Here is a 24,177-nt window from a genome sequence, read left to right on the forward strand (position 1 = left end):
TTATTTCATTGAATCTTTTAAAGAAGAAACGAACTGACTGCTATCTTTTTGTGTCACGAAAATATTGACGGCTTGGTTCGCCTTCGTGACAAAACCTTCTTCAGCAGCTGAGCCATGCGCAAGAGACGGTGCCAGCTTTGACTCTTTAAACGCCTTCATTGCCGATTTTCCATATTCATCATATTTTGATACGTCTGCATCCACACGTGCCGGTATTGACCCTTTCAGCGGATTAAACGCATCCTGTCCTTCCACAGATCCTAAGACAGATAAGAATTTTTTCACGTTTTCTGGCTGTTTGACACCCTTCGGCAATCCGAATGTATCCGTGATGACCATAAAGCTGCCCTCCGTACCAGGAGTTGCCACGTATCCAAAGTCTTTATTCACCTTCAAATCTAGATCATTCACAAAGTATCCTTTTGCCCAATCGCCCATGACATTCATTGCAGCTTCCCCTTTTGCCACGAGCTGTGAGGCATCCTGCCAGTTACGCGAGCTATGATCGTCGTTGACGTATTCGAGCATACGTCCAAAGATGTCTGCCGCTTCCTTCACTTTTGCATCATCCATTTTTAAGTCGCCCGCCCAAAGTTTTTGATAGTCATCTGCACCTAGTACACCTAGAAGAACGCTTTCAAACAAATGAGTCGCTGCCCAAGGTTCTTTATCCCCAAGCGCAAGTGGAGTAATCCCTTTTTTCTTTAAGGCATCGGCTGTTTTGAAAAATTCATCAAACGTCGTTGGCGGTTCTAAGCCCTGATCTTCAAATACTTTTTTGTTATACCAAAGCACATTGCCTCTGTGAATATTCACTGGAACGGAATAGATTTTCCCGTCTTTGCTCACAAGGTCAATCAGTGATTCTGGAAATTTATCCTTCCAGCCTTCTTTCTCATAAAGGTCATCCAGCGGCTCCATTTTACCTGCGGCTACCCAGCTCTCATTCAGCTCTGCTCCCCCGTGTACTTGGAAAGTAGCTGGCGGATCATCTCCTTGCATCCGGCTTGTTAGAACAGCCTTTGCATTCGTACCAGCGCCACCAGCGACAGCTGCATTTTCAATTGGAATGTCTTTATTTTTCTCTTCAAACAATTGAATGAGTGCCTTCAGTCCGTCTTCCTCACCTGCACCAGTCCACCAAGAGAAAATTTCTAGTTTCTCCGCTCCGCCCTCTTTTTTTGCATCTGAGTTCGTCGATGAACTGCAAGCAGAGACGACCAGCATACAGAGTGCCAATAAAGTAAAGCCTAATTTAAACTTCATCATGGATCCCCCATCCCTATTTTGTAAGCGTTATCAAAATAAGTATACTGGCAGATCCTTGCCTTTTTTCAGGCAAACTTCTTCACTTTTTTATGAAATTCTTCATTTTTTTACGACCTGTTTTCGATATTCCTTCGGTGAACAGCCAACCATTTTTTTAAACACACGACTGACGTAATTCGGATCAGTATATCCTGCTTGATAGGTGATTTCTTTTAAACTAAGCGAACTCTCTTTCAGTAGCTTCTTCATTTTATCCATCCTACAGGTCGTCACATATTCTTTAAACGTCAGACCTGTCTCATCCTTAAAGCGTTTGGTGAAATACGTCGGGCTTAAATCAACATAGGCGGCCGTTTGCTCCAGCGTGATATGTTCGCAAAAATGTGTTTGAATGTATCGTTTCGCCCGTTCTATATCATTCACCGTCTGGGTTCTTGCTTCATACAGATCAAATAAATGTTCACAGCATTGGCGGCATTCTGTTTCTGTAGTGATAGCTAGAATCGGCACATCTGCACGAAGTCGTGATTTGAGTAAAATGAGCAGCTCTTTCACATGAGAAATGGTTGCCCCTTCTAATTGGAAGGCATCATAGTAAGCAAGAGCATCATCTCTTCTCCCTTCTTCTAGTGCCAGCATCATGTCATCGGCAAGCTCAGGCAAGTTGATCAATACGTAAGGTTGTCTATCTGTATAGTAAAAGCCATAACGAACCGCACCGTCATCTTTTTTTCGCTGATAATAGGAAAGCTTCGCTTCTGCCGCACTTTTCTGAAGTTGAAGTGGATTTGAGACAGGATGACCCATGCCAACAATAACAGGGGAATCCTGCTCGCTTGTCATAGCAGCGCGAATGGCTTGCAGTACATTCGCCTTTAGATGACCAGGTGATTGACGGCTGTAAATCAAGCATGTAAACAGCTCACCGCTCACTTTGATAGGCACTGCTTGAAAAAGAGCAGACTCCTGCAAATGATTCAGGAGTTGATCCCCGCCTGTCCGCTGAACAGCGATCACTAGACCTGTTTGAAAATCCTGAAACAGCCGCTCAAACGCTGTGGAGGAATAAGATTGACCGTTCAACACATGAGCTTCCAGCCATTTTGATTGCTGATTGACTTTCTCCGCCTGCCGCAGGGAGACCTCCTGCTGAATTTCTGCCGCAACAGAACGAATCGCTGTAATGGTTTCGTCTTTATCAGCTGGTTTGACAAGGTATTGTTTGACCCCTTCCTGCATGGCTTGTTTGGCATAATCAAATGTATCGTAGGCTGTCAGCATAATAAATTTAGTATGAGGACAGCTTACTTTGATCTGTTTGATCGCTGTGAGTCCATCCATGCCTGGCATCTGAATATCCATGAGCACAAGGTCTATTGGCTTAGACCGCGCCAATTCCACCGCCTTTTTTCCATTCGCAGCTTCCCCTGCAATATGACAGTCTGGCAGCCATTCGGTCATGAACTTACGCATCGCCATTCGTTCAATTTTTTCATCATCCACAATCAGCACGTTCAGCATGCTCGTTCCTCCTTGATTGGTATTGTCAATTGAATGGTAGTCCCTTCGTTTGGCTTTGAATCAATTTGAAGAGCATCCTGCACTCCGTAAAACAAACGCAGCCTCGACATCACATTTCGAAGACCAATTCCTGTCGAGTGACCTTTACTACGTGTGTCTGGATGATCTTCTTCCTCTTGCGATAGCAATCTCTTTTTCTCTTGATCACTGATGCCAAGTCCATTATCCCGAATCCGAATCATGACAAAGCCACCATCTCGATCAATAGAGAGCTCTACAAGCCCCCCCTCCTCTTTTGGTTCTACCCCATGAATAAAGGCATTTTCGACAAGCGGCTGCAATGTAAGGCTCGGAATGTGAACAGATAGACACGACTCATCTATGGTCGTTTTGCATGTAATACGATCGGAAAATCTTGTTTCTTGTATATGAAAATATTCTTTTACCACTTTCACTTCTTGTTCTAACGTAACAGATGTGCTGAGAGGAGATAGCGAATACCGCATCAGCGTAGAAACGGATTGTATCAATCTCGATGTCGCATCAGCTGATTCTAAGTACGCCATACGTGAAACGATGTTTAATGTATTAAATAAAAAATGTGGATTCATTTGGTTTTGTAGTGTTTTCAGCTTCATGTCTTTAATTTTCTGATCTAAAGCGGCCTTTTGTTTCATCTCTTCAATCATGACCTTCATCTCTCGCCGCATTCGCTCAAAGGCATGATTTAACACAGAGATTTCGTCCTTCGATGACACATGCAAATTCGGACCATCAAAATTTCCTTCTGATACTTCTTTGGCACTTCGAGACAGATGAACGATCGGTCTTGAAATTCCGCCCGCAATGATATAGGCCATCCATAATGCGATGCCTATCGATAATGTAAACAGACATAGAGTAAAAAGCGCATACGTTTGATGTCTTTTTTGAAGGGATTGGTAGAGTACTTGATACTCAGATAATTCATCATCCAAAAGAGTCATTGTCTGCTCTTGGATATAAGAGGACACGGTTCTTACTTCTTTCACACTTGCAGCATATTCTTTGATTTTCCCTTTTTTTACATGATTCATTGTCGCATCACTTTCGTTTATGAGCGTCCGCATCATATATTGATATTTTTCAATGGAGGGGATGGCGGCATGAAGCTCTGCATCTTTGAGCAATGCTTGATCATATGATGTCATTTTCTGTTTTGATTCAGCATACCCCTTGGCAAACGCCTGATCCTTTTCGATGGCAAAGGCGTTGACCTTTTCATACATCGTTTTTGCCTCTGTCGAAATATCATTCAGCAGGAGAAAGGAACGAAAGCTCTTGCTATATTCTGATGTGATTTTTGAACTGCTCCAATACACAAAAAAAGCGGCCACATTACCAAGGAGCACAAGAATTAAAAATGCCAATAATAATTTACTTCGTATTTTTCTCATGGCTGAACCCCCTGTGGTCTTTCCGTTTGATGAAGGGGCAGGTCTCCTCGCCGAATCACACTCGTCCCTGTGTACTGAAGCGGTTCTTGTTTATCCCCTTGCTGCAAACGAACAAGAGATTCAACCGCTTGATAGCCCATTTCATAAGGGTGCTGTACAACCACTGCATCAATTTTCCCATCATCCAGCGCTTGAATCGTATCAGGCAGAGTATCAAATGCGAGCACATAAACATCTTTAGACGAATGATATTGCTCTGTTGCTTGAATAATGCCGACACCGTCTAATGCACTTGTTCCATAAAATGCGGTGAGCTGCGTATGATCATTTAACAATTTATACGCAGCACCGGAAGCACCTGATTTCGTAATCGCCGACTCTTCTATTCCAGCAATATGAATGCGTTTCTCACCAGAAACGGCATCTCGAAACCCCTTCACGCGAAGCTTCTGGTGAATCGCATCAAGACGTCCCGTCACAATGCCCACATACTGTTCGCCTTTTGTATCGGCGATGAGTGCCTGTCCGGCGATAAAGCCGGAATAATAGTTATCTGTTCCGACATACACTTGACGCTTGCTCCCCTCTGCATCGGTATCGACTGTGACGACATCTATACCTTTCTCTCTTGCTTTTTGAAAGAGCGGTTTGTATCTCTTTGCATCAAGCCCTTGCGTCATAATGCCATCCACATGACCAGCAATCGCCATATCAATGGTTTTCAGGTGATCATCCAAATCAGCCTGCTTTGGACCTAGGTATTCAAGATACACCCGATGAACTTCCGCCGCATCAGCAGCTCCCTTTTGCACCAATTGCCAATATTCATTATCAAGTTCCTCTGGTACAAGAACAAAGTGATATTGATAAGTTGATACCGTCTCATTGGAAACGCTTTCAATTTTAACTAAATCTTGACCTAATACAGATAAAAAAAGAACAGATACGACACAAAATGTGAGAAATGCGCCCATTCCGAACAACTTCGACCATTTCATTCACATTCTCCTCCTTCCATTGTTGCCGCATAAAAAAAGAGCTGCTTATAAAAGCATACTCTCTCGACCTCTATAATTCCTTTGTCATAAATAAACTGTTTGGATCTTCTTGGTATGAACCAAAAGGCGGACAATATTGAAATCCAAAGCTTTCATATAATTTTCTTGCCGGTTCAAAGAAAGCAATCGCACCTGTTTCAAGGCTCACTCTTTTATACCCCCGCCGCTTCGCCTCTTGGAGAAGGTGGGTCAACAGATGCTTCGCCACGCCTTTTCGCATATGGGCTGCTGCCGTCCTCATCGATTTGAGTTCACCATGTTCACTTGATAGCTCCTTGATGGCTCCGCAGCCAAGAAGCACCTCTCCATCCCTTGCACTCCATACTGTGACATCATGTTTTTTCAGATCGTCTAACGGAAGGGCATGAATGCTTTCTGGCGGTGAATGTTTTTTCATCTCTTCTAAATGAGCTTTAATCAATTGTTCAATTTGACCATCTTTTAGTTCATCTTCTTGAATGTACATATCGACCTCTCCTTTATGCTCATTTTATGTGAAAAGAAGCGCCTTCCCATCTTTTATGTTAGATAAACGAACAAACAACCGGCAGTCATCAGCCGGTTGTTTATGTGAACTACATGATGGTGGAAGAAAGTACAGCCTGTAATTCTTCTGCTGTACTGCTTTCAAGCTGGCTGCCGACACCTACTGCCACGGCTCCTGCTTCAAGCCACTTTGGCACATCGACTGGATGAATGCCTCCTGTTGGGATGAACTCAATCTCTGGAAACGGACCTTGCAAATTTTTCATATAGGACAAACCGAAGGAGCCGCTCGGAAAAAGCTTTAACACGCTGTATCCATTTGCTTTTGCCTGCATAATTTCACTCGGGGTCAAAACACCTGGCACGTAGAGTGTATCGTGAAAAGATAGGTGCTCTCCGATAGTAGGAAGATATCCAGGGCTAACGATGAATTGAGAGCCGGCTTCAATGGCTGATTGTGCCTGCTCAAGCGTTGTAATCGTTCCGGCTCCGACAATCAAGTCGTGGTCATGCTGGTAAGATGCAATGATTCGCTCTGCATTGGGCGTGGTATATGTCACTTCGATGGCGCGCACCCCTTTTTTCTTTAAACGACCAATCATCTCTATCCCGTCTGCTTCACTACCTGCTCTGACCACCGCAATGAGTTTACAAGCTGCGAGCTTCTCTTTAACGCTCATACTTGCTGACTTTCCCATACCTCTCATCTCCCTTCATATCGTGTCGCCTTTGATATCGTTTGGCTTCTTTTATAAATGCCTGAAGCTCTTTCCGAGTCGGCAGGCCCTCGTGATCTCCTGGGGACATGACTGCAAGTGCTCCAATGGCATTGCCTCTTGCAACCGATTTTTCATATGATAATCCGTCCAGCAGACCGCTCATCACTCCCACTGCAAATCCATCACCAGCTCCGACTGTATCCACGACATGAGACACATGGAAACCATCCACTACACCTTGGCCAGATGCACTTTTGAAATAGGCTCCTTCCGCTCCCAGTTTAATGACCACAAGCTTGACACCTTTTTGTAAATAAACATCCGCAATCGCTTCCGGCTCATGACATCCTGTGAGTCTTTGACCTTCTGCAAGCCCTGGAAAAAACCAATCTACTTGAGCAGCCATCTGGTTCACCGTATGAATCATGTCTTCTTCCTCTTCCCATAGTTGAAGTCTAAGGTTCGGGTCAAAGGAAATGGTTTTTCCTGCTTCTTTCATTTCTTTAAGGGCATGAAAAGAAAACGCTCTCATTTCACTAGACACAGCAGGCGGGATTCCGGTCATATGAAGATGTCCTGCCTTCTGAAAATAAGTGGACGGGAAATCGCTTGGGTTCAATGTGCTCGCAGCAGAGCCTTTTCGGTAGTACGTCACATCAGGGTCTCCATCGATGACTTTTGATTTAAGCAATATCCCTGTTTTGGCCCCATCATTTGAACGGAGCACTGCCTTCGTATCGACCCCTTCTTTTTGAAGCTCTTCTAAAATAAATGTACCAAGTGAGTCCGCCCCGACCTTGCTCATCCAGCCTACGCTAAAGCCTAATCTTGCCAAGCCGACCGCAACATTACTCTCTGCACCAGCAAGTGCTTTTTGAAACGTATGCACTTGGTGAAGCTCGCCAATTTCTTTTGCATAAAACATCGCCATTGATTCCCCAAATGTGATCACATCCAATGCTTTCACTGATTTCTCCCCTTTCTTGGTACCGGTTTCAAAACAGTTGAAAAAGAGAGAGCATGCACGTATGTATACTCTTCTCTGTCTGACGTTTATAAAGATTTTCTCACAATGATTTCTCCATCAAGTTGAATGGTCTGGGGTGCACTCTTATCCCCTTCAAGACGCGTCTTGATTTTTTGCATCGCCGCTTTCCCCATCTCATGAGATGGCTGCGCCACCGTAGTGATGCCTGGCCCGATCAGCTTATACCATTCTGTATCATCAAATCCGGCAATGCCTATCTCCTCAGGAATCTTCACCCCAAGATCGACGAGTTCACTGATGAGCTTCAGCATGAGTAATCCATTGCCTGCTAAAATCGCTTTTTTCTGATGGTTTGATTGTAAAAAACGACAAATCTCATCTCGCATTTGTTCCTTTTGCTTCAAATTGATTTCTGCAATCATAGGTTTCTTATGTTGACTCATGGCCGTCTGTTCATAGGCTTCTTTTCGTTCTTCACGAGGACTAATCCCATCGACCGGCTCAGTAAAGAAAGCGATGTGTTCGTAGCCTTTTTCATACATTTGGTGAAGTAGACGAGCCGTGATGTCACGGTTATTCGTTGTGACGGTATCGACCTTGAGTTCAGGTAACTTACGGTCAACAAGAACAATCGGTACACCGTTTTGCTTAAAGTCTTGCAAAATGTCATTGTTTTGACCGGTCGTATTAATGATCAGCCCTTCAATATAATGCGCATTCAGCTTCAGAAGCATTTCTCGTTCTTTTTCTGGACGATTATCTGTGTTGCACACCATAATGCTGTATCCATATTCATCACAAATCTCTTCCACACCACGAAGTGTCGCAACAGAGAATGGATTCGTAATATCAGCCACAATAAAACCAATGACCTTGCTCTTTCTTACTTTCAATCCTTGGGCAAGCTGACTCGGACGGTAATGGAGCTCCTCAATGGCTTTTTTAATCTTTTTTACCTTTTCAGGAGAAATTTCATTTGTTCTGCCATTGATGTATCTGGATACCGTTGATTTTGAGACACCTGCATATGCTGCAACTTCGTTAATGGTGACTTTCGTTTGCTTTTTCTCTTTCATACAAAAAACTCCCAAGATCGATCTTCTCATTTGTTTCGAAACCGATTTCAAATAAACTTAAAAAAAGCATACCACAAGTTGAACTGTATCAGAAGATTTTTTTCATGAACATGAAGAAAAAAAGCTTTTATATAATTAAAGAAAGCGATTTCAAATTAACGGTTGACGCCGCTCTCTTTTTCCTCTAGAATTTTCCTTGAAACCGATACCAAATAAAACAATCATATGTTTCAGATGGAAAGGGAGGCTTATCTCAAATGGAAAATCGTTATGCTGTACATCCTGAGCAGGTCAAGCGTTTTACAACAGAGGAACTTCGTCGTCATTTTCATATTCCGACACTCTTTGTCAGTGGTGAATTGAAGCTATATTATTCGCATGAGGACCGTGTGGTGATTGGCGGTGTTATGCCGACATCAGAACCGATCAAGCTAGATGCCGGCGACTTTTTACGTACAGAATATTTCCTTGAAAGACGGGAAATTGGCATTGTGAATGTCGGCGGCCAAGGTACGGTTACAGTCGATGGTGAGTCATTTGTGCTGGAGCATAAAGATTTCTTATATATTGGACTTGGACACGAACATGTACAGTTTGCTAGTTCATCAGGTGAGCAGGCCAAATTTTATCTTGTGTCAGCCACAGCTCATAGAGCGTATCCGACACAAAAGGCTGCGATTGCTGAATTAACACCGAATCATTTAGGGGAAGCATCCGCCTCAAACGTACGGAATCTGTATCAGGTCATTCATGCAGACGGCATCCAAAGCTGCCAGCTTATGATGGGCATCACTCAGCTTGAAACCAATAACACATGGAACACGATGCCTGCTCATATACATGACCGGCGGATGGAAGTGTACTTATATCTTGATATAGAGGAAGACGCACGTGTCTTTCATTTTATGGGGGAGCCATCTGAAACGAGACATCTCGTTGTGGCAAATGAAGAAGCCGTCATCTCACCTGCCTGGTCCATTCATTCAGGCTCAGGTACCGCAAATTATTCATTTATTTGGGCAATGGCGGGAGAAAACTATACGTTTAAAGATATGGACTTTGTCCCGATGGACCAGCTGAGGTAATGAAATGACGACGACATCATATGTAGCGTCCCTCTTTTCCCTCGAAGGCAAAACAGCTCTTGTCACAGGTCCTGGAACTGGTATTGGGCAAGGTATTGCCGTAGCGCTTGCCCGTTCAGGTGCAGATATCATCGGCACCTACCACCATACGCCGCTTGATGAAACAAAAGAACTTGTCGAACAGACCGGCAGATCATTTCATGCGATTCAAGTAGACTTTGCAGATCCTAAGTCCGCAAAGCGGGATGTTGATGCTCTTTTAAAACAGCATTCAATTGATATTTTGATCAATAATGCTGGGACCATTAAAAGAGAAGAGGCCGCTCAATATTCAGAGGAAAACTGGCATACTGTCATGGATGTGAATATCAACAGTCTCTTTTTCCTCACGCAAAAGGTCGGACAGCAGATGCTGAATAAAGGGCAAGGGAAAATTGTCAATATCGCTTCCCTTCTATCATTTCAAGGCGGTGTCTTTGTTCCCGCTTATACAGCAAGTAAGCATGCTGTCGCAGGTTTGACGAAAGCTTTTGCAAATGAATGGGCAAGTCAGCATATTCAGGTCAATGCGATCGCGCCTGGTTATATTGCAACCAATAACACGCAAGCCATTCGTGACGATGCGAACCGGAATGAAGAGATTCTGAAACGAATCCCCGCTGGACGCTGGGGACGGCCTGAAGATCTAGCAGGTGCCGCCGTCTTTCTCAGCTCCCCTGCCTCCGATTATATGAACGGTCATATTTTAGCCGTAGATGGCGGCTGGCTGGCGAGATAAACATGTGAAGGGAATTCCTATTTTAGGGGATTCTCTTTTTTCTATTTGCATAATTCTTCTCCTTCCGAGTCACTCTATAAAAAAAGACATGAGGGTGAGGTATTATGAAAAGTCGTATTGAACAAGATATAGAGTCCGTCATTCAGCGTGTCAAAAGCTTTGCCGGCAAAAGTGATGATATCGTGTTCCACTCTTTTTCATTTGGTCCTTCCGCTGTCTCTGCATGTCTCGTGTACGTTGAAGGACTCACAGAATTTGAGATGCTTTCCAAACAAATCATTTCACCTATGCAAAAGGAACTGACCATCACTGAGGTCGACCACACCACACTTTCTTCCCTTTCTAAAACGTTCTTTGGTATTCAAAATGATGTGCTGGAAGATATGAACCTTGCCATCGAGCAGTTATACAGCGGCAGGGCTATTTTATTTGTGGATAGGGCCACTCAAGCGCTTGCGCTCCATACGAATCTTTTTCAATTTAGAGAAGTAGAGGAGCCGCAATCAGAAGTCCTTGTAAGAGGACCAAGGATTGGATTTATTGAAAATCTTGAAAAAAACACGGCATTGCTTCGTGAACGGGCAAACGATCCGAACCTTGTCATTCAAAAGGTGAACATAGGTACTCGTAACAAGAAATCTGCTGCTCTTGTGTATGTTCGTGATATCGCAGACCCCAAACTAGTAGATGATGTATTCTCTCGTATGAAGCAAATCAAAATGGATGATATTCCTGAGAGCGGCTACATAGAACAGCTGATTGAAGACAGTCATATCTCTATTTTCCCGCAGATTCAAAATACAGAACGTCCTGATCGGGTGATTGCCTCTGTGCTAGAAGGAAAGGTATCTATTCTGCTCGACGGGACGCCATTTGCCCTCATTATGCCGATGACACTCACTGCCTTAATGCAATCACCGGAGGATTATTATCAAAGATGGACAAGTGCGACTCTTTTGCGTTTGCTCCGTTATATTGCCGTGCTTTTGACGATCTTTTTACCGGGACTCTATATCGCCCTTGTTTCCTATCATCCTGGTTTATTACCAACACGAATGGCACTTACCATCGCAGGTAGCCGGCAAAATGTGCCCTTTCCTCCTGTAGTGGAAGCCATTTTGATGTCGTTTACGATTGAACTGCTGCGGGAAGCTGGACTTCGTCTTCCTAGGGCGATCGGTCAGACGATTGGACTGATTGGCGGCGTCATTATTGGACAGGCGGCTGTCCAAGCCAATATCGTCAGTGCCTTAATGGTCATTATTGTGTCTCTGACGGCACTAGCCGATTTCACTGCTCCATCATATGATTTCAGCTTCCCCTTACGCATTCTGCGGTTTATGGCGATCTTCAGTTCAGCCATGTTTGGATTATACGGCCTCATCATGTGTTATTTATTTGTACTTTGTCACTTGATGCAGCTAAAGACCTTTGGTTTTGACTATTTCACACCTGTTTTGTCTTCACCGTTTTCAGATTTAAAAGATACGTACGTTCGTTTACCAATAGGGCTATTTAAATCAAGACCGAAAACAGCCAAGACAAAAAATCTCAAAAGACAAGGAGAGTAAACGATGTACAGAGCTGAGAAGCTATCATTGTTACAAGTCACCATTCTGTGCAGTTCTACAATGATAGGCGCTGGAATTTTAACCATTCCTCGCAGTTCTGCCAATTCAGGATTCCCTGATGGCTGGATCATTGTATTAATACAGGGAGTCATCTTTGCTTTCGTTGCTTTTTTGCTAGGTTGGATTGCGGAGAAGAATGCACCGGATACCATTTTTGAATCGAATACAAAAGGAGCCGGTGCATTCTTTGGCACGATCTTTAACCTAATGCTGATCGGTTATTTACTAGCCATTGTGGGCTTTGAGGCGCGTGTACTGGGGGAAGTGGTTCAGTTTTTCCTGCTGCAATCGACCCCTATGACGGTGATTGTGATGATTTTTTTACTTGTGGCCACCTATCATTTAAAAAGCGGAATTTTTCCGGTAGTGAAAATGGTGACATATATTTATCCGATGACCATGATCATTTACATTGGGCTCATGCTGTTTAGTTTGAAAATATTTGATTTTGATTACCTACGCCCAGTGATGGCGCACGGGTTTAAAGATTTTAGTAATTTGTTCTCTCAAACATTTATTCAATTTACAGGCTTTGAAGTCATTTTGTTTGTCGTACCGCTTATCTATAAAGACAAATGGTCAAAAGCGAAATGGGCCGCAGCGATCGGTGTAGGGATCACCACACTTATTTACTCCCTCACGCTCTTTATTGTGATTGGTTCCATGACGGTTGGAGAAACGAAATCACTCACCTGGCCCACTGTCTCACTCATTCAAGCGCTAGAACTAGAAGGGGTCTTCATTGAACGCTTTGATATTTTCTTACTGACGATCTGGACGTGCCAGCAGTTTATTTGTATGCTTGGCTTTTTCCAATTTGCTATTAAAGGCTGTCAAACGGTTTTTAAGACAACCAATTTAACGAGACTGCTATGGTTGCTGTTTTTGCTGACCTCAGCTCTCTCTCTTTTTCCGAGAAATATCAATGAAGTCTTTTACTACTCGACTTTACTCGGCTATGCATTATTCGCTGTGTTAGCGATTCCTTTTTTAACAGCTGTTCTGCTCATGATACGTAAAAAATGGGGAGGTCGATCTGCATGAAAGGACGGCGTTTATGGCTCACCTTTCTGTCTTGCTGTCTTTTGCTTTTATCGACAGGCTGCTGGGACTTAAAGGATATTGAGAAATTATCGTTTGTGCGCGGTGTTGGCATTGACGAGGAAGATGATAACGGAGTCAAACTTACCTATCAAAACCTTGTCCCTAAAATGGGCGGAACACAAGAAGCAGATTCCCCTGGCTATGTGAATGTCGTCTCAAAGGGGAAAAATGTACTGGAAGCAGTCAGCAATGTCGCTTTGAAGGACCCGCCGATTTACAGTGATCACCTCAAAATCTTTTTGTTTGGCAAAGATCAAGCCGAGCATCATGATATTCAAGGGACACTCAACCACTTTATACGAGATGATGAGGTTCGAAGAAGCAGTTACCTCTTAGTGTCACGCCATGAGGCATCAAAAGTCATCAATCAAAAATTAAAATCACAACAAAGGGTTCCAGTCGAGCATATTTTTGAAACATCAAAAAACCGGAGCTTTAACGGGAAGATTTTACTGCCAACACGTATTGGCCGAGCGTCGGATTACTTTCAGATGGGTACAAGCTTTCTTGTCCAGAGTGTGGATGTCGTAAATGGAGAACTCACCTATGATGGTGCAGGCATTATCCATGGAAAAACACGAAAGCTGATAGGATTCATACCAGCAAAAGATGTCCAATCTTTAAACTGGGTCATGAATCGCATCTCAGGCGGAGTCGTACCCGCCACCTACAAAGGCTTTCCGATTACGTATGAAATCAAGAAAGCAAAGTCCAAGATTGAACCCTATCTGAAGAACGGAAAGATTTCCTTTAAAATTAGTGTACAAACAAACGGGAAACTATCAGAAGATCAATATCCCCCTGAAAACTCATACGATGAGCAATACATCCAACGATTTGAGCGCATTTTTGAACGCAAAATCAAAGAACGCATTCAAAAAGCTGTCCACCACATGCAAAAAGAAGTTGGTGTTGACCCGATCCTTTTAAATCGGCAGGTGCGCATCAAGTATCCAGACTTTTGGGATCAGCACCGCAATGAATGGGATACACTATTTCAAGAAGTAGACATTGCATATGACGTCAAAGTGAGCATTTTGAACTTTGGTGCAGAAGGCGCAACGAAAAGCTTTAAATGGTAGCACAAAAGGCGGTCATCCGCCTTAGATGGTTGACAAAGGGCTAAAATGAACTTTGTTTTAGCCCTTTGTCTTCTTTTCAGCGTGATAGAAAACCTTTGCAGTCTAGGAAGGACGAGTACCGGAGCGGAGCGAATGAAGGATTCGCGAGCACCGGCGCGCAGGACTGACAAAGAATGCGAGGGTTTGCCTACACGCTGAGGCGGATTACCCGGAGGGGGAACCGCCTTTTTTACGTGCAACGATCAAAAGCTGATAGAGCGTCACTTGATCAGATAATGCTTTTGTTTGAAAGCCAAGTGACTCTCCTACTCTCGCCACTTCGTCAAAAAACAATTGAACGTTTTGATCAATTGGCACATTGATCGGCTGTTCAATCACGCGATGAAACAAATGGTCTGGAAAGAGCGCCCGCATTGTGTTTGGTGTGAAAAATCTCATATGTGTTCGATCTAAAATCCCCACATCTTGATACGTAAAATCACCTGCCAATAAAGGCAGCAGTACTTCCGCATGCATCATATTAGGTAAACAGCAAATGATCACGCCACCTGGTTTTAAAGACGCATGCGCTTGAGCAATCATCTGCCATGGGTCTGACACATGCTCTAACACATCAGAAAAGATCACAGCATCAAAAAAAGCTTCTTTCTCTGACCAAGGATACGCCTCCGCTTTTGTCTCAATCACTTCTTTGTAATACGCCTTTGCCATCTCTGCTTTTAATGCATCCGCCTCTACTCCGTACATGTCAACGGACTGCCGGTTGATCAGTTCAAGTCCTGTCGCCCCAGCACCACAGCCAACATCCAGCACACATCCGGCATCCTCAGGGAGCAGTGTTGCAAAATATGGATGGGGCGTTATCAGATTTAAATCAATGCCCCATTTATCTAAAAAACGAAGCCTGTTTTCCGCAAACAATGTAGAGATGTTCGTTTCTTCATTGGCATTGAAGGTAGCATGACCGTGATGATGCACAAAAGAATCATGGACGATTTGCAGCTGGTATCCCTTCAGCAACGAACGCAGACAAAGGTCATCATCCTCAAATGATCCATATACAAACCGCTCATCAAATAACCCTACATCCTCGATCAGCTCTCTTTTGACCAGCAGACAAAAACCAACAAGTCTGTGCACATATGTTCTTTGACCTTTTCTCGAAGCCGTATATGCCTTCGCAAAGGCAGGAAGCTCCTTCACATCTGTGTAAGATGGCTGAACGAGCTGAGGACCACTCACATAATTGGAGACAGGGCCTACCATGCCAATACGATCTGATGCAAAAAGGGCTTCTCTTAAAGGCAAAAGCCAGTTTTCGGTCACAATCGTGTCGTTATTTAAAAAAAGAAGACTATCTCCTGTTGCTTTTTTCGCCCCTTGGTTACAGCCCTTGGCAAAGCCTTGATTCTTCTCGTTGTCAATCAACACGACATCTTCCAGTTGTCTCACATATTCCTTTGTTCCGTCTGATGAAGCATTATCCACGATAATGAGTTCATATTCATCACGCCGAGTATGCTTCTTGATACTGTCGATACATTTTTTCGTTAGGTGCAATTCATTGTACGTCAGCATCACAATGCTCGTTTTTCCTTTCATCTCATTTCCACCTTTCGCCCGCCTGTTCCATATGTATGTCATAGGCAGCACGTTCAGAAGATGAGTGATTGTCCTTTCTTGATTAAACGTTTGTTTAACAAAGGAAGACCAGCTACCTCATGCAGCTGGTCTTTTTTCATACCGTTTCCCCTTCGTCATTCACGACGGCACGGTTTCTCTTTTTTAAATCTTCTTCAATCTCTTCAAGACTTTTCCCTTTCGTTTCTGTGACCAAATATTTCACAAATAAGAAGGCACCTATGCCGATGGCTGCATAAATAAGGAAAAGGTTACTGATGCCAATTGCACTTAACAAGGTTGGGAATGTGAGCGAGATGATCAAATTCCCTGTATGCAGTAGGAAGGTCGATACCCCCGTACCAATTCCCCGGACATGTACTGGGAACAGCTCCGGCAGCATCACCCATACGACCGGGCCCCAGCTGACAGCAAAAATGACGATGAAAAGTCCTAAACATATAATCGTCGTCCACCCTGCAGCTGTTGATCCCTCGAAAAAACGATTGACCACTGCTAGAACAATCAAACTAAGAACCATCCCTACATTTCCAAATAAGAGTAACGCTTTCCGCCCGACACGATCAATGATTTTAATCGCAACAAACGTCATGACAACATTGACTGCACCGATTCCTACAGTTCCTAAAATGGCTGCTGAATCGCCAAAGCCGACACTTGTGAATGTTTTTGGTGCATAATAAATGATCGTATTTGTCCCAATAAACTGCTGTAAAAAGGCTAAGCCGACACCAGCAATTAAAGCGGGGCGCACCCATGGCTCGAGTAATTCCTTAAGACCGCCTTTTTCTTCACTTTCTGCTTTTTGAATATCGGCAATCTCGTCTTCAACTTCTTGCTTACTTTGTCTAAGTTTTGACAATATTTCTTTCGCCCGGTCCGCCTGTCCTTGGACAAACAGCCAGCGAGGACTTTCTGGCATAAACAAAATACCACATAACAAGAGCACAGAAGGAACAACGGCAATTCCAAGCATCAGACGCCATGCCTCTGCATCTGCTAAAACGTAGTTCACAATATAGGCAAGAAGAATACCAAATGTGATCATGAGTTGGTTTAATGAGGAAAGTGCCCCTCTTGATTCCTTTGGCGCAAGTTCAGATAAATATAATGGAACAATCGTCGTCGAGCATCCGACAGCAAGTCCTAGCACGATTCGGAATAAAACCATGACCTCCGTATTCGGTGCAAGGGCTGTTCCAAATCCGCCGATAATAAATAAAATGGCTGCGGCGATTATCGCTTTTTTCCGTCCGAATTGATCTGTCAGTTTTCCAGAAAGAGAAGACCCGAGCATCGCCCCAATTAAAATCGAGCTGACCACAAGCCCCTCTGTAAATGCATTTAAACCTAAATCCTCTTTCATAAATAAGATAGCGCCAGAAATGACACCTGTATCGTAACCATATAAGGCGCCGCCAAGTGCGCCGAAGAAATAAAGCCACCCATTCCGATTTTTCATGATCATAACCCCTCTTTTATCTATGTAATGACTAGATGTTTCTCTATGAAAAATCATTTTCCTCACTTCCTGTCATTTCAAACATTTCGATGTTTTATGACAAATATATTTCATTTGCGTATCATTGAAACTTTTTTAGATAAGGAAACGTCAATTAAGCGTTAGTGAAAAAAATGTCGCACTATATCCCGTTTTAAGGTATATTTGTTTTAGTTTGTAAGCAGGAAGAAGGACATCTTTACTATAAAATCATAGCGAGGGTTTAAATATATGGATCAAACAAGAAGTAAACGCAAAGGCAAAAAGCGTTTAAAACCATGGGTGAAAGTCACTCTTTTTATTTTTGGTATTCTTTTACTGACAACCGCTTCTGTCACCGGCTATGCCTACTATAAAGTGACATCGGCTGCGAAAAAAGCACAAGTCTCTCTAGACCGCGGTGCACAATCTGTCAAACGGATTGAAGCATTTGATCCTGGGAAAGACAGCTTTTCTGTCTTGCTGCTTGGCATTGACAGCAGACCAGGCGAAACCGTCAAACAAGCACGAAGCGATGCAATGGTATTAGCAACAGTAAATCGTACGAATAAAACCGTGAAATTATTAAGTATTCCAAGGGACTCATATGTTAATATTCCAGGTCATGGTTATGACAAAATCACACATGCACACGCATTTGGTGATGCAGACCTCACGGTGAGTACAGTTGAGAATTTACTAGATATTCCTGTCGACTTTGTGATTGAAAGTAATTTCAAAGCATTTAAGGAAATTGTGAATGAATTGAATGGTGTTTCCGTTAACATTAAAGATGAATATGTTGTGAAACAGATTCTTAAAGATACAAAGGGCAAAGTTCAGCTGCAAACGGGTACTCACACACTAGATGGTAATCAAGCTCTCGCTTATGTGAGAACAAGAAAAGCAGACAGTGATCTCATGCGCGGACAGCGTCAAATGGAAGTTTTAAAAGCCATTTTCGATAAATCAAAATCAGTAACGTCTATTCCGTCTTATGACAATATCATAGATACTCTAGGTGATAACGTCTCAACTAACCTGTCAATGAAAGAACTAGTCGGTCTTTTCCCACTACTCACTTCATTGAAATCTGTTGATACGATTCAACTAAAAGGATCTGATTACCAGCCAAATGGCGTTTATTATTACCAATTGGATCAAAACCAACTGAACGAAGTCAAAACGGAATTGAAGAAACAGCTTGAATTATCATAAAAACAGAAAGCGCCCTTTTGGGCGCTTTTTATGTGTTGAAAAAGGTGTTTGCCCTTTTTCTTCTTTTAAGCGTGATAGAAAACCTTTGCAGTCTAGGAAGGACGAGCACCGGAGCGCAGGACTGACAAAGAATGCGAGGGTTTGTCTACACGCTAAAAGCGTCCTTTTGGGCGCTTTTTCTTATATCCTTGATCAATTGACCATTTTTGTTTAGCCTTAAAGAGAGGAATCCACGATCCGACTCTTTCATGAGAATGAAGGAAATCGTACATACTTTGAAGAGGCTATTGCATGAATGAAGGAGGATATAACAGCAATGAAAAAAATGATTGCGATTGATTTAGACGGTACACTCTTAAATACGAAAAGTGAAATATCCGCTCAAAACCGGCAAGCATTGATTCGTGCGAAGGAAGCTGGATATATTGTGACCATTTGTACAGGGCGCGCGACTTTTGATGTAAAAGAGCTTCTTGGGGATTTGGACATTCCCATTATTGCGGCAAACGGAGGAACTGTCCATACAGAAGGGTACAAGCTTTTCAGCAGAATCACCCTTGATCAAGAAGCTGGAAGACGTGCTGCAAAGGAATTAGTGGAACGGAACATTTATTTCGAGGTCTATACAGACGATGCCCTCCTTTCCCCATTTGATGGAAAAGAAAAGCTCAAAGCTGAATTTGATATGATCAAAAGCGCCAATCCTCATGAGGATGTAGCTGATTTATGGGAAGGGGCGATGACTCAATTTAAACAGTTTGGCATCAAACCTGTCGATGACATCCGTCAAATTTTCGAGTCGAATGAACCAACTTATAAATTACTATGCTTCTCATTTGATATGAATAAGCTGCAAGAAGCACGAGATCTTCTTTCTAAGATGCCTGAGCTCTCCTTGACCTCATCTGGAGAACATATCATTGAGGTACTGCCAAAAGAGTCAGGCAAAGGACATGCCCTCAAGAAACTTGCAGCCCATTATGGCGTAGACCGATCCGATATTTATGCGATCGGTGACAGCCCCAATGATCTATCCATGTTCGATGAAGCAGGACACAGGATAGCGATGGGGAATGCGGTGGATGTCATTAAAGAAAAAAGCACCTATATCACAAAAGGCAACCATGAAGATGGCGTCGCCTATTTTATTGATCTGCTTTTGCAGAATCAATTTCAAGAAAAAAAGACGCTTGTCTGATCAGCGCCTAGTGAGAAGTCGAGAAGTCCGATCCGAGCATTGATCGGGCTTTTTCTTTATTTTTTGATTCTAACGGCCGTCTCATATTTATCCTTCCAATACGTACTTGTTTTCATATTGGTAATGACAACGCCATTTGAAACCGTCACATGAATGACTTGATTTGAACCAGCATAAATGGCTGGCATCAACGAAGTCCCTTTAAAAAAGACAAGATCTCCTGGCTTTAGTTCCGATCGTTTCACAGGTGTGCCTGCTTTAACTTGTCCCGGCGCATAGCGAGGCATCTCAATTCCAAGCACTTCTTGATAGATATACTGCGTGAATCCTGCTGTATCAAAGCCTTGCTTTGGGCTCGCACCACCTTTTACATAAGGTACTTCTCCAATATACGTAGCGGCTTTTGATACGACTGGGTCTTCTTTCGCTAGTTTCAGCTCAGTTAATCGTTTCGCACCTGTCCATTTCTCACGCCAATACGATTCAGACAAATAAGAAATCGTCACACTTTCCGAACGGCTCGCATGAATAAAGCGGTCTCCTCCGATGTACATTCCTACATGTGAAATTCCTTTTTTATACGTGTTGCTAAAAAAAACAAAGTCTCCAGGCCGAATATCGTCTCGTGCTACTTTCTCTCCAACCATCCATTGCTGCTCAGCACTTCTTGGTAAATAAATCCCAAGTGATTTTTCAAACAAATATTGTAAAAAACCTGAACAATCGAATCCTACTTTTGGATCTGATGCCCCGAATACATAAGGGATTCCTAAATATTTCATCGCATCTTTCACCAGTTGATCATCCGACATCTCTTGGGAGACAGGCAGCCGTTTGACCGCATAGAACCGATCGGTCCAATATTTACTTTTGCTGACATCTGTTTTCACCACCCCTTGACTTAGTGTGATGTGGATCACTTGATCATTTCCAGCGTACAAAGCAACATGTGTCGGGATGTCTTTTGTTTCTTCAAGACTGCGAAAATAGACAAGGTCTCCGGGCTTCGCTTTTCCCCATGATACGTTTTCACCGATTTGGTATTGATCGATCACCTTTCGCGGCAAATCAAATGCACCTGTTGTTTTGTATACATATTGTATAAAGCCAGAAGCATCAAAGCCCGTTTTCGGATCGATTCCTCCTTTATGATAAGGCGTACCTATCAGCGTTTCCGCTTGTTTTAAAGGAGATGTTGTTTGAGCAGACACCTCTGTTTGAGACATAAATATAAGTCCTACAATGGCACATCCTCCAAGCAGTATTCCTTTCCATTTCATCCTCTCTTCCTCCTTTCTTTTATAGTTTCGACATGACCCCTTTCATTTTACACCTTTTTCCGTCAAAAAAGAGCACGCCTCGCGTGCTCTTTTCATCATCATTTCTTTATTTACTCGCTTCCGCTTTTGACTGCTTTTGCTGTTCAATTTTCTGCATTTCAACCGAGATCTTTTGTTTCTCATGATCTGTGAGGCTGTCACTAAATTTAAAAGCAGACATAAAGACAAAGACTAAAATTAACGCAACAAACGGCCAGCTTGCTTTAAGGAATTTCATTTTTTATCCTTCCCCTCGTTTTCTTTTAATGTTTGAACTTTATCAGAATGATCGACTTCAAAGAAAATATGTCCGTCTTTTTCTTTCCAATCCGCATTCGTGCCATTTGTCAGCATACGGATAATCGATTTTGATTCAAGAGATCCTGCTTTGACTGGAGCAGGTGTCGCTTCTTTGATGTACATTGGAACCACTTCAAATGTCGCTTTTCCATCTTCATTCAGATGATACTGAACAATGGCAGAATCACGTGTTCTTGACCAGCCTTGGTCAAAAATAAAGTTCCCCAAGCTATAGAAAATCGCTGTTCCGTTATAGACTTCCATCGGCTCAAGAACGTGCGGGTGTGCACCGATAATGATATCAGCACCAGCCTTTGACATCGCTCTTGCCAGCTCTCTTTGTCTGTCGTTTACTTCATTGTTATATTCCTGTCCCCAGTGCGCATGAACAACAACGATATCTGCCTTTTCAGCAGCTTGTGAAATCATCGGAATAAAGATAGATGGATCAGCTGGCAGAATACCTGCCTTGCGATTTGTTGCTTTAAAATCTTTTCCATATACATCTGTAAAACCAAGGGTAGCGATTTTAACGCCATTCACTTCTTTGTATGAAATGTTCTGCTTCGCATCTTTGACGTTGCGCCCTGCCCCTGTATAATCCATGTCAGCTTTTTCAAAGGCATCAATCGTGTTATTTAAGCCTTTTTCACCGTAGTCTGCTGCATGGTTATTCGCAAAGTTTAGTACAGAGAAATTCAAATCCTTTAACGCTTGTACAGAATCTTCATCTGTTTTCAAATGAATATTCTTTTGTGCTGCCTGTTCCTTATCTGAAGCCACTGGATGCTCAAAATTCCCAGTTACATAATCTGATACATCAAAATACGGCTTCGCATAGCGGAACAGGTGCTGCTTTCCATAGCGGTCTGTGACTTTCTCTACATTTCTTCCAAACATAATATCTCCGACAAACGAAGCGGTCAGGATGTTTTCTGGATTCTTTTCTACAGTTGGTACTTGTGCTTTTCCGATAAATGTAAATAGAAATGTACAAGCAATGACAATCGGTAAAGCAATCAGTACGTGTTTATTCGTCTTTTTCTTTTGGTTCTTTGTGATTTTCAGCAGCTTTTCCTGAAAGCTCAATTTTTTATTCATCATTGGACACACCTTATCTTAAAATAGATAGTAAACATACATGATGGCAAATGTTGCACCACTTAGAAGTAATGTGCTTCCAAGGGTAATCGTAAGACCTTGCTTTTGAATCGTATTCGCAATCAATCCAGGCACGATGATTCCAATTCCACGGAATTCTGCTATTTCAAACGGAACCACTGGATAGAAGAAATCAAATATGAGCTTTAGGGCAATTCCTGTAATCAGCATCGCCGCAAACTTTCTGCGTCCGTACAAAATCATAAATTTCGATAGACCAAAACGAACGATCACATATGTCAGCAAGCTGACAGATAAAACAACTAAAATGAAGACTGGCTGGTTAAAGACGAGCGCCAGATAACCTGGAACAACCAACCCAGCTGGTACGATTCCTGTTTTTTCTGCAAAGATTAAACTGAGTAGAACACCTAAAATTAACGAGATATAAAGATCTGATCCGAACATTTTCTATATTTCCTCCTAGCTGACAAGCTGCTTAATTTTGTATTCTTGAATTTTTTCGATTAAAGGTTCAGCGGCGCCGTGAATATTGCCGACTCCATAAACCACTCGATTATGAAGCTTTTTCTCAAGCATGTTCATAATTTGTTCTGTAGATTGATATTCAAGGTTGTGTAAGTGGTCAGCCGGAATTTTTCCATCCTCAAATGCCTTCACAATTGGATCTGTCGTTTCACCAATTAAGACAAGATCACTTGCTTCAATATAAGGAAGTACATCCTCCGCAAACTGGATCGTTCTATCTACGCGATCCGCACGACAGTTCATGATAATAATCGGTTCATCTGTTGGATACCCAATTTCCTTCACACGCTTCCAAATGTTCAATGTAGATGCTGCGTCATTAGCCGCAAATCCATTTACAAAATGTCCAGGTGTTTTTGCGTCCATTAATGGAAGAATTCTCATCGCTCCTGGATCAGGCGGCGCATTTAACATGCCTCTGAATGCCGTATCTTCATCAATTCCCAATGCTTGTGCGACACCAAGTGCAAGTGAAGCATTATCCGGGAACACCATGTACTCAAATTTCCGTAAATACTCATCGGTAATCTTGGAATTATCTGCAACAATCACTTCAGTATTGCGTTTTTTCGCAATCTCTTTAAAGAAATCTGTATATTCACTATCCGTAATAACCAAGTGCCCATTGTAAGGAATTGTCGCTGTAAAGGCTTCAGCTATTTCATCAAGAGTTGGCCCCATCACATCCATATGATCTTCAAGAACGTTTACGATCACGCCAATATTCGCTTGAAGCAGCTCTTCCTGAAAGATAATTTGGTAATCTGGATTCACCGCCATACATTCACTGACGATGGCATTTGCTCCTCTTTCAACGGTTTCTCTCATAACTTCTTTCTGCTCTCCGATATTCGGTCCTTGCGGTTTCCTTTTAATCGGTTTCTCTTCTGGCGTATCCCAATAAATCATTCTTGCATCCGTTCCTGTTGTTTTGCCGACAGTTTTATAACCTGCCTCCATTAAGATACCGGTTGTCAATCTTGTAACGGTAGACTTTCCGCGTATACCATTAATATTGACGCGTACCGGCAGGGCATCGATATTTTTCTGATGACGCTTCTTTTCAATAAAGCCAATCCCTAACATGATGACACAGGCTATAACGATTAACCACATCGCTTATCTACATCTCCTTTTT

Annotated in this window: 22 protein-coding genes; 7 read left to right on the forward strand and 15 right to left on the reverse strand. The window is 42.7% G+C overall.

What is annotated here, in order from left to right; all coding sequences use genetic code 11:
• The 8 genes from NSQ64_RS18245 to NSQ64_RS18280 form a co-directional block, all read right to left on the reverse strand.
• Positions 1 to 1,269 carry an ABC transporter substrate-binding protein gene (locus NSQ64_RS18245; protein WP_035389707.1) on the reverse strand — a complete coding sequence of 423 codons (1,269 nt, stop codon included), beginning with the start codon at positions 1,267 to 1,269 and terminating at the stop codon, positions 1 to 3.
• Positions 1,270 to 1,368: 99 nt separating this feature from the next.
• Entirely contained in the window at positions 1,369 to 2,790 is a 1,422-nt protein-coding gene (locus NSQ64_RS18250; protein ID WP_341017688.1) for a response regulator transcription factor, read from the reverse strand.
• Complete coding sequence (locus NSQ64_RS18255; protein WP_341017689.1) at positions 2,784 to 4,226, reverse strand: sensor histidine kinase; 1,443 nt, start codon at positions 4,224 to 4,226, stop codon at positions 2,784 to 2,786. Before NSQ64_RS18255 ends, NSQ64_RS18250 begins: the two co-directional genes overlap by 7 nt.
• Positions 4,223 to 5,224 (reverse strand): sugar-binding protein, encoded by a 1,002-nt coding sequence (locus NSQ64_RS18260; protein ID WP_341017691.1) that lies wholly within the window; start codon positions 5,222 to 5,224, stop codon positions 4,223 to 4,225. The genes NSQ64_RS18255 and NSQ64_RS18260 overlap by 4 nt, the downstream gene beginning before the upstream one ends.
• A gap of 70 nt (positions 5,225 to 5,294) precedes the next feature.
• Complete coding sequence (locus NSQ64_RS18265) at positions 5,295 to 5,750, reverse strand: GNAT family N-acetyltransferase (protein ID WP_282900723.1); 456 nt, start codon at positions 5,748 to 5,750, stop codon at positions 5,295 to 5,297.
• 109 nt (positions 5,751 to 5,859) lie between these two features.
• A complete protein-coding gene (locus tag NSQ64_RS18270; RefSeq protein WP_096881944.1) occupies positions 5,860 to 6,468 on the reverse strand; it encodes a bifunctional 4-hydroxy-2-oxoglutarate aldolase/2-dehydro-3-deoxy-phosphogluconate aldolase in 609 nt (202 codons plus the stop codon).
• A complete protein-coding gene (locus NSQ64_RS18275; RefSeq protein WP_125589462.1) occupies positions 6,440 to 7,456 on the reverse strand; it encodes a sugar kinase in 1,017 nt (338 codons plus the stop codon). The genes NSQ64_RS18270 and NSQ64_RS18275 overlap by 29 nt, the downstream gene beginning before the upstream one ends.
• An 86-nt stretch (positions 7,457 to 7,542) precedes the next feature.
• Positions 7,543 to 8,553 (reverse strand): LacI family DNA-binding transcriptional regulator, encoded by a 1,011-nt coding sequence (locus NSQ64_RS18280; protein ID WP_045033960.1) that lies wholly within the window; start codon positions 8,551 to 8,553, stop codon positions 7,543 to 7,545.
• A 257-nt stretch (positions 8,554 to 8,810) separates the two neighbouring features.
• Between NSQ64_RS18280 and kduI the strand changes: the two genes are divergently transcribed.
• From kduI to NSQ64_RS18305, 5 genes are all read left to right on the forward strand, one after another.
• Positions 8,811 to 9,638 (forward strand): 5-dehydro-4-deoxy-D-glucuronate isomerase, encoded by an 828-nt coding sequence (gene kduI / locus NSQ64_RS18285; RefSeq protein WP_017368169.1) that lies wholly within the window; start codon positions 8,811 to 8,813, stop codon positions 9,636 to 9,638.
• A 4-nt stretch (positions 9,639 to 9,642) separates the two neighbouring features.
• Positions 9,643 to 10,416, forward strand: coding sequence for a 2-dehydro-3-deoxy-D-gluconate 5-dehydrogenase KduD (kduD, locus tag NSQ64_RS18290; RefSeq protein WP_039165356.1), 774 nt, complete (start codon positions 9,643 to 9,645; stop codon positions 10,414 to 10,416).
• Between the two features lie 104 nt (positions 10,417 to 10,520).
• The gene (locus NSQ64_RS18295) at positions 10,521 to 11,987 is read left to right on the forward strand and encodes a spore germination protein (RefSeq protein WP_035702242.1); all 1,467 of its coding nucleotides are present in this window, start codon (positions 10,521 to 10,523) and stop codon (positions 11,985 to 11,987) included.
• A gap of 3 nt (positions 11,988 to 11,990) precedes the next feature.
• Positions 11,991 to 13,091, forward strand: coding sequence for a GerAB/ArcD/ProY family transporter (locus tag NSQ64_RS18300; protein WP_024719278.1), 1,101 nt, complete (start codon positions 11,991 to 11,993; stop codon positions 13,089 to 13,091).
• Positions 13,088 to 14,233 carry a Ger(x)C family spore germination protein gene (locus NSQ64_RS18305; protein ID WP_341017698.1) on the forward strand — a complete coding sequence of 382 codons (1,146 nt, stop codon included), beginning with the start codon at positions 13,088 to 13,090 and terminating at the stop codon, positions 14,231 to 14,233. Before NSQ64_RS18300 ends, NSQ64_RS18305 begins: the two co-directional genes overlap by 4 nt.
• Before the next feature lie 204 nt (positions 14,234 to 14,437).
• Here the strand turns inward: NSQ64_RS18305 and NSQ64_RS18310 are convergent, their stop codons facing one another.
• Positions 14,438 to 15,835 (reverse strand): bifunctional glycosyltransferase family 2 protein/class I SAM-dependent methyltransferase, encoded by a 1,398-nt coding sequence (locus NSQ64_RS18310; protein WP_326377370.1) that lies wholly within the window; start codon positions 15,833 to 15,835, stop codon positions 14,438 to 14,440.
• A gap of 136 nt (positions 15,836 to 15,971) precedes the next feature.
• Positions 15,972 to 17,336 carry a sugar porter family MFS transporter gene (locus NSQ64_RS18315; protein ID WP_089374136.1) on the reverse strand — a complete coding sequence of 455 codons (1,365 nt, stop codon included), beginning with the start codon at positions 17,334 to 17,336 and terminating at the stop codon, positions 15,972 to 15,974.
• 270 nt (positions 17,337 to 17,606) lie between these two features.
• Here NSQ64_RS18315 and NSQ64_RS18320 point away from each other — a divergent pair, with 270 nt between their 5' ends.
• Entirely contained in the window at positions 17,607 to 18,572 is a 966-nt protein-coding gene (locus NSQ64_RS18320) for an LCP family protein (RefSeq protein WP_017360001.1), read from the forward strand.
• A gap of 316 nt (positions 18,573 to 18,888) precedes the next feature.
• Complete coding sequence (locus tag NSQ64_RS18325) at positions 18,889 to 19,770, forward strand: Cof-type HAD-IIB family hydrolase (RefSeq protein WP_173408353.1); 882 nt, start codon at positions 18,889 to 18,891, stop codon at positions 19,768 to 19,770.
• A 56-nt stretch (positions 19,771 to 19,826) separates the two neighbouring features.
• Here NSQ64_RS18325 and NSQ64_RS18330 read toward each other — a convergent pair whose 3' ends face one another.
• The 5 genes from NSQ64_RS18330 to pgsB all read right to left on the reverse strand — a co-directional run bounded on the left by NSQ64_RS18330 (position 19,827) and on the right by pgsB (position 24,155).
• On the reverse strand, positions 19,827 to 21,050 hold the full coding sequence (locus tag NSQ64_RS18330; RefSeq protein ID WP_039165348.1) for a C40 family peptidase: 1,224 nt from the start codon (positions 21,048 to 21,050) through the stop codon (positions 19,827 to 19,829).
• Positions 21,051 to 21,156: 106 nt separating this feature from the next.
• Complete coding sequence (locus tag NSQ64_RS18335; protein WP_008343253.1) at positions 21,157 to 21,327, reverse strand: hypothetical protein; 171 nt, start codon at positions 21,325 to 21,327, stop codon at positions 21,157 to 21,159.
• Positions 21,324 to 22,490, reverse strand: coding sequence for a CapA family protein (locus tag NSQ64_RS18340; protein ID WP_024718710.1), 1,167 nt, complete (start codon positions 22,488 to 22,490; stop codon positions 21,324 to 21,326). Before NSQ64_RS18340 ends, NSQ64_RS18335 begins: the two co-directional genes overlap by 4 nt.
• An 18-nt stretch (positions 22,491 to 22,508) precedes the next feature.
• Positions 22,509 to 22,958, reverse strand: a complete 450-nt coding sequence (pgsC, locus tag NSQ64_RS18345; RefSeq protein WP_007497520.1) for a poly-gamma-glutamate biosynthesis protein PgsC — start codon at positions 22,956 to 22,958, stop codon at positions 22,509 to 22,511.
• A gap of 15 nt (positions 22,959 to 22,973) precedes the next feature.
• Positions 22,974 to 24,155, reverse strand: coding sequence for a poly-gamma-glutamate synthase PgsB (gene pgsB / locus NSQ64_RS18350; RefSeq protein ID WP_007497522.1), 1,182 nt, complete (start codon positions 24,153 to 24,155; stop codon positions 22,974 to 22,976).
• Positions 24,156 to 24,177: the final 22 nt, after the last annotated feature.

It is taken from the genome of Bacillus sp. FSL W8-0183 (genome assembly GCF_038006825.1).
Classification (GTDB): domain Bacteria; phylum Bacillota; class Bacilli; order Bacillales; family Bacillaceae; genus Bacillus; species Bacillus altitudinis.

What these genes read in the sequence shown, in the direction of transcription:
- NSQ64_RS18245 (WP_035389707.1), bottom strand. Translation starts at nt 1,269, where the DNA reads ATGATGAAGTTTAAATTAGGCTTTACTTTATTGGCACTCTGTATGCTG.
- NSQ64_RS18250 (WP_341017688.1), bottom strand. Translation starts at nt 2,790, where the DNA reads ATGCTGAACGTGCTGATTGTGGATGATGAAAAAATTGAACGAATGGCG.
- NSQ64_RS18255 (WP_341017689.1), bottom strand. Translation starts at nt 4,226, where the DNA reads ATGAGAAAAATACGAAGTAAATTATTATTGGCATTTTTAATTCTTGTG.
- NSQ64_RS18260 (WP_341017691.1), bottom strand. Translation starts at nt 5,224, where the DNA reads ATGAAATGGTCGAAGTTGTTCGGAATGGGCGCATTTCTCACATTTTGT.
- NSQ64_RS18265 (WP_282900723.1), bottom strand. Translation starts at nt 5,750, where the DNA reads ATGTACATTCAAGAAGATGAACTAAAAGATGGTCAAATTGAACAATTG.
- NSQ64_RS18270 (WP_096881944.1), bottom strand. Translation starts at nt 6,468, where the DNA reads ATGGGAAAGTCAGCAAGTATGAGCGTTAAAGAGAAGCTCGCAGCTTGT.
- NSQ64_RS18280 (WP_045033960.1), bottom strand. Translation starts at nt 8,553, where the DNA reads ATGAAAGAGAAAAAGCAAACGAAAGTCACCATTAACGAAGTTGCAGCA.
- kduI (WP_017368169.1), top strand. Translation starts at nt 8,811, where the DNA reads ATGGAAAATCGTTATGCTGTACATCCTGAGCAGGTCAAGCGTTTTACA.
- kduD (WP_039165356.1), top strand. Translation starts at nt 9,643, where the DNA reads ATGACGACGACATCATATGTAGCGTCCCTCTTTTCCCTCGAAGGCAAA.
- NSQ64_RS18295 (WP_035702242.1), top strand. Translation starts at nt 10,521, where the DNA reads ATGAAAAGTCGTATTGAACAAGATATAGAGTCCGTCATTCAGCGTGTC.
- NSQ64_RS18300 (WP_024719278.1), top strand. Translation starts at nt 11,991, where the DNA reads ATGTACAGAGCTGAGAAGCTATCATTGTTACAAGTCACCATTCTGTGC.
- NSQ64_RS18305 (WP_341017698.1), top strand. Translation starts at nt 13,088, where the DNA reads ATGAAAGGACGGCGTTTATGGCTCACCTTTCTGTCTTGCTGTCTTTTG.
- NSQ64_RS18310 (WP_326377370.1), bottom strand. Translation starts at nt 15,835, where the DNA reads ATGAAAGGAAAAACGAGCATTGTGATGCTGACGTACAATGAATTGCAC.
- NSQ64_RS18315 (WP_089374136.1), bottom strand. Translation starts at nt 17,336, where the DNA reads ATGAAAAATCGGAATGGGTGGCTTTATTTCTTCGGCGCACTTGGCGGC.
- NSQ64_RS18320 (WP_017360001.1), top strand. Translation starts at nt 17,607, where the DNA reads ATGGATCAAACAAGAAGTAAACGCAAAGGCAAAAAGCGTTTAAAACCA.
- NSQ64_RS18325 (WP_173408353.1), top strand. Translation starts at nt 18,889, where the DNA reads ATGAAAAAAATGATTGCGATTGATTTAGACGGTACACTCTTAAATACG.
- NSQ64_RS18330 (WP_039165348.1), bottom strand. Translation starts at nt 21,050, where the DNA reads ATGAAATGGAAAGGAATACTGCTTGGAGGATGTGCCATTGTAGGACTT.
- NSQ64_RS18335 (WP_008343253.1), bottom strand. Translation starts at nt 21,327, where the DNA reads ATGAAATTCCTTAAAGCAAGCTGGCCGTTTGTTGCGTTAATTTTAGTC.
- NSQ64_RS18340 (WP_024718710.1), bottom strand. Translation starts at nt 22,490, where the DNA reads ATGAATAAAAAATTGAGCTTTCAGGAAAAGCTGCTGAAAATCACAAAG.
- pgsC (WP_007497520.1), bottom strand. Translation starts at nt 22,958, where the DNA reads ATGTTCGGATCAGATCTTTATATCTCGTTAATTTTAGGTGTTCTACTC.
- pgsB (WP_007497522.1), bottom strand. Translation starts at nt 24,155, where the DNA reads ATGTGGTTAATCGTTATAGCCTGTGTCATCATGTTAGGGATTGGCTTT.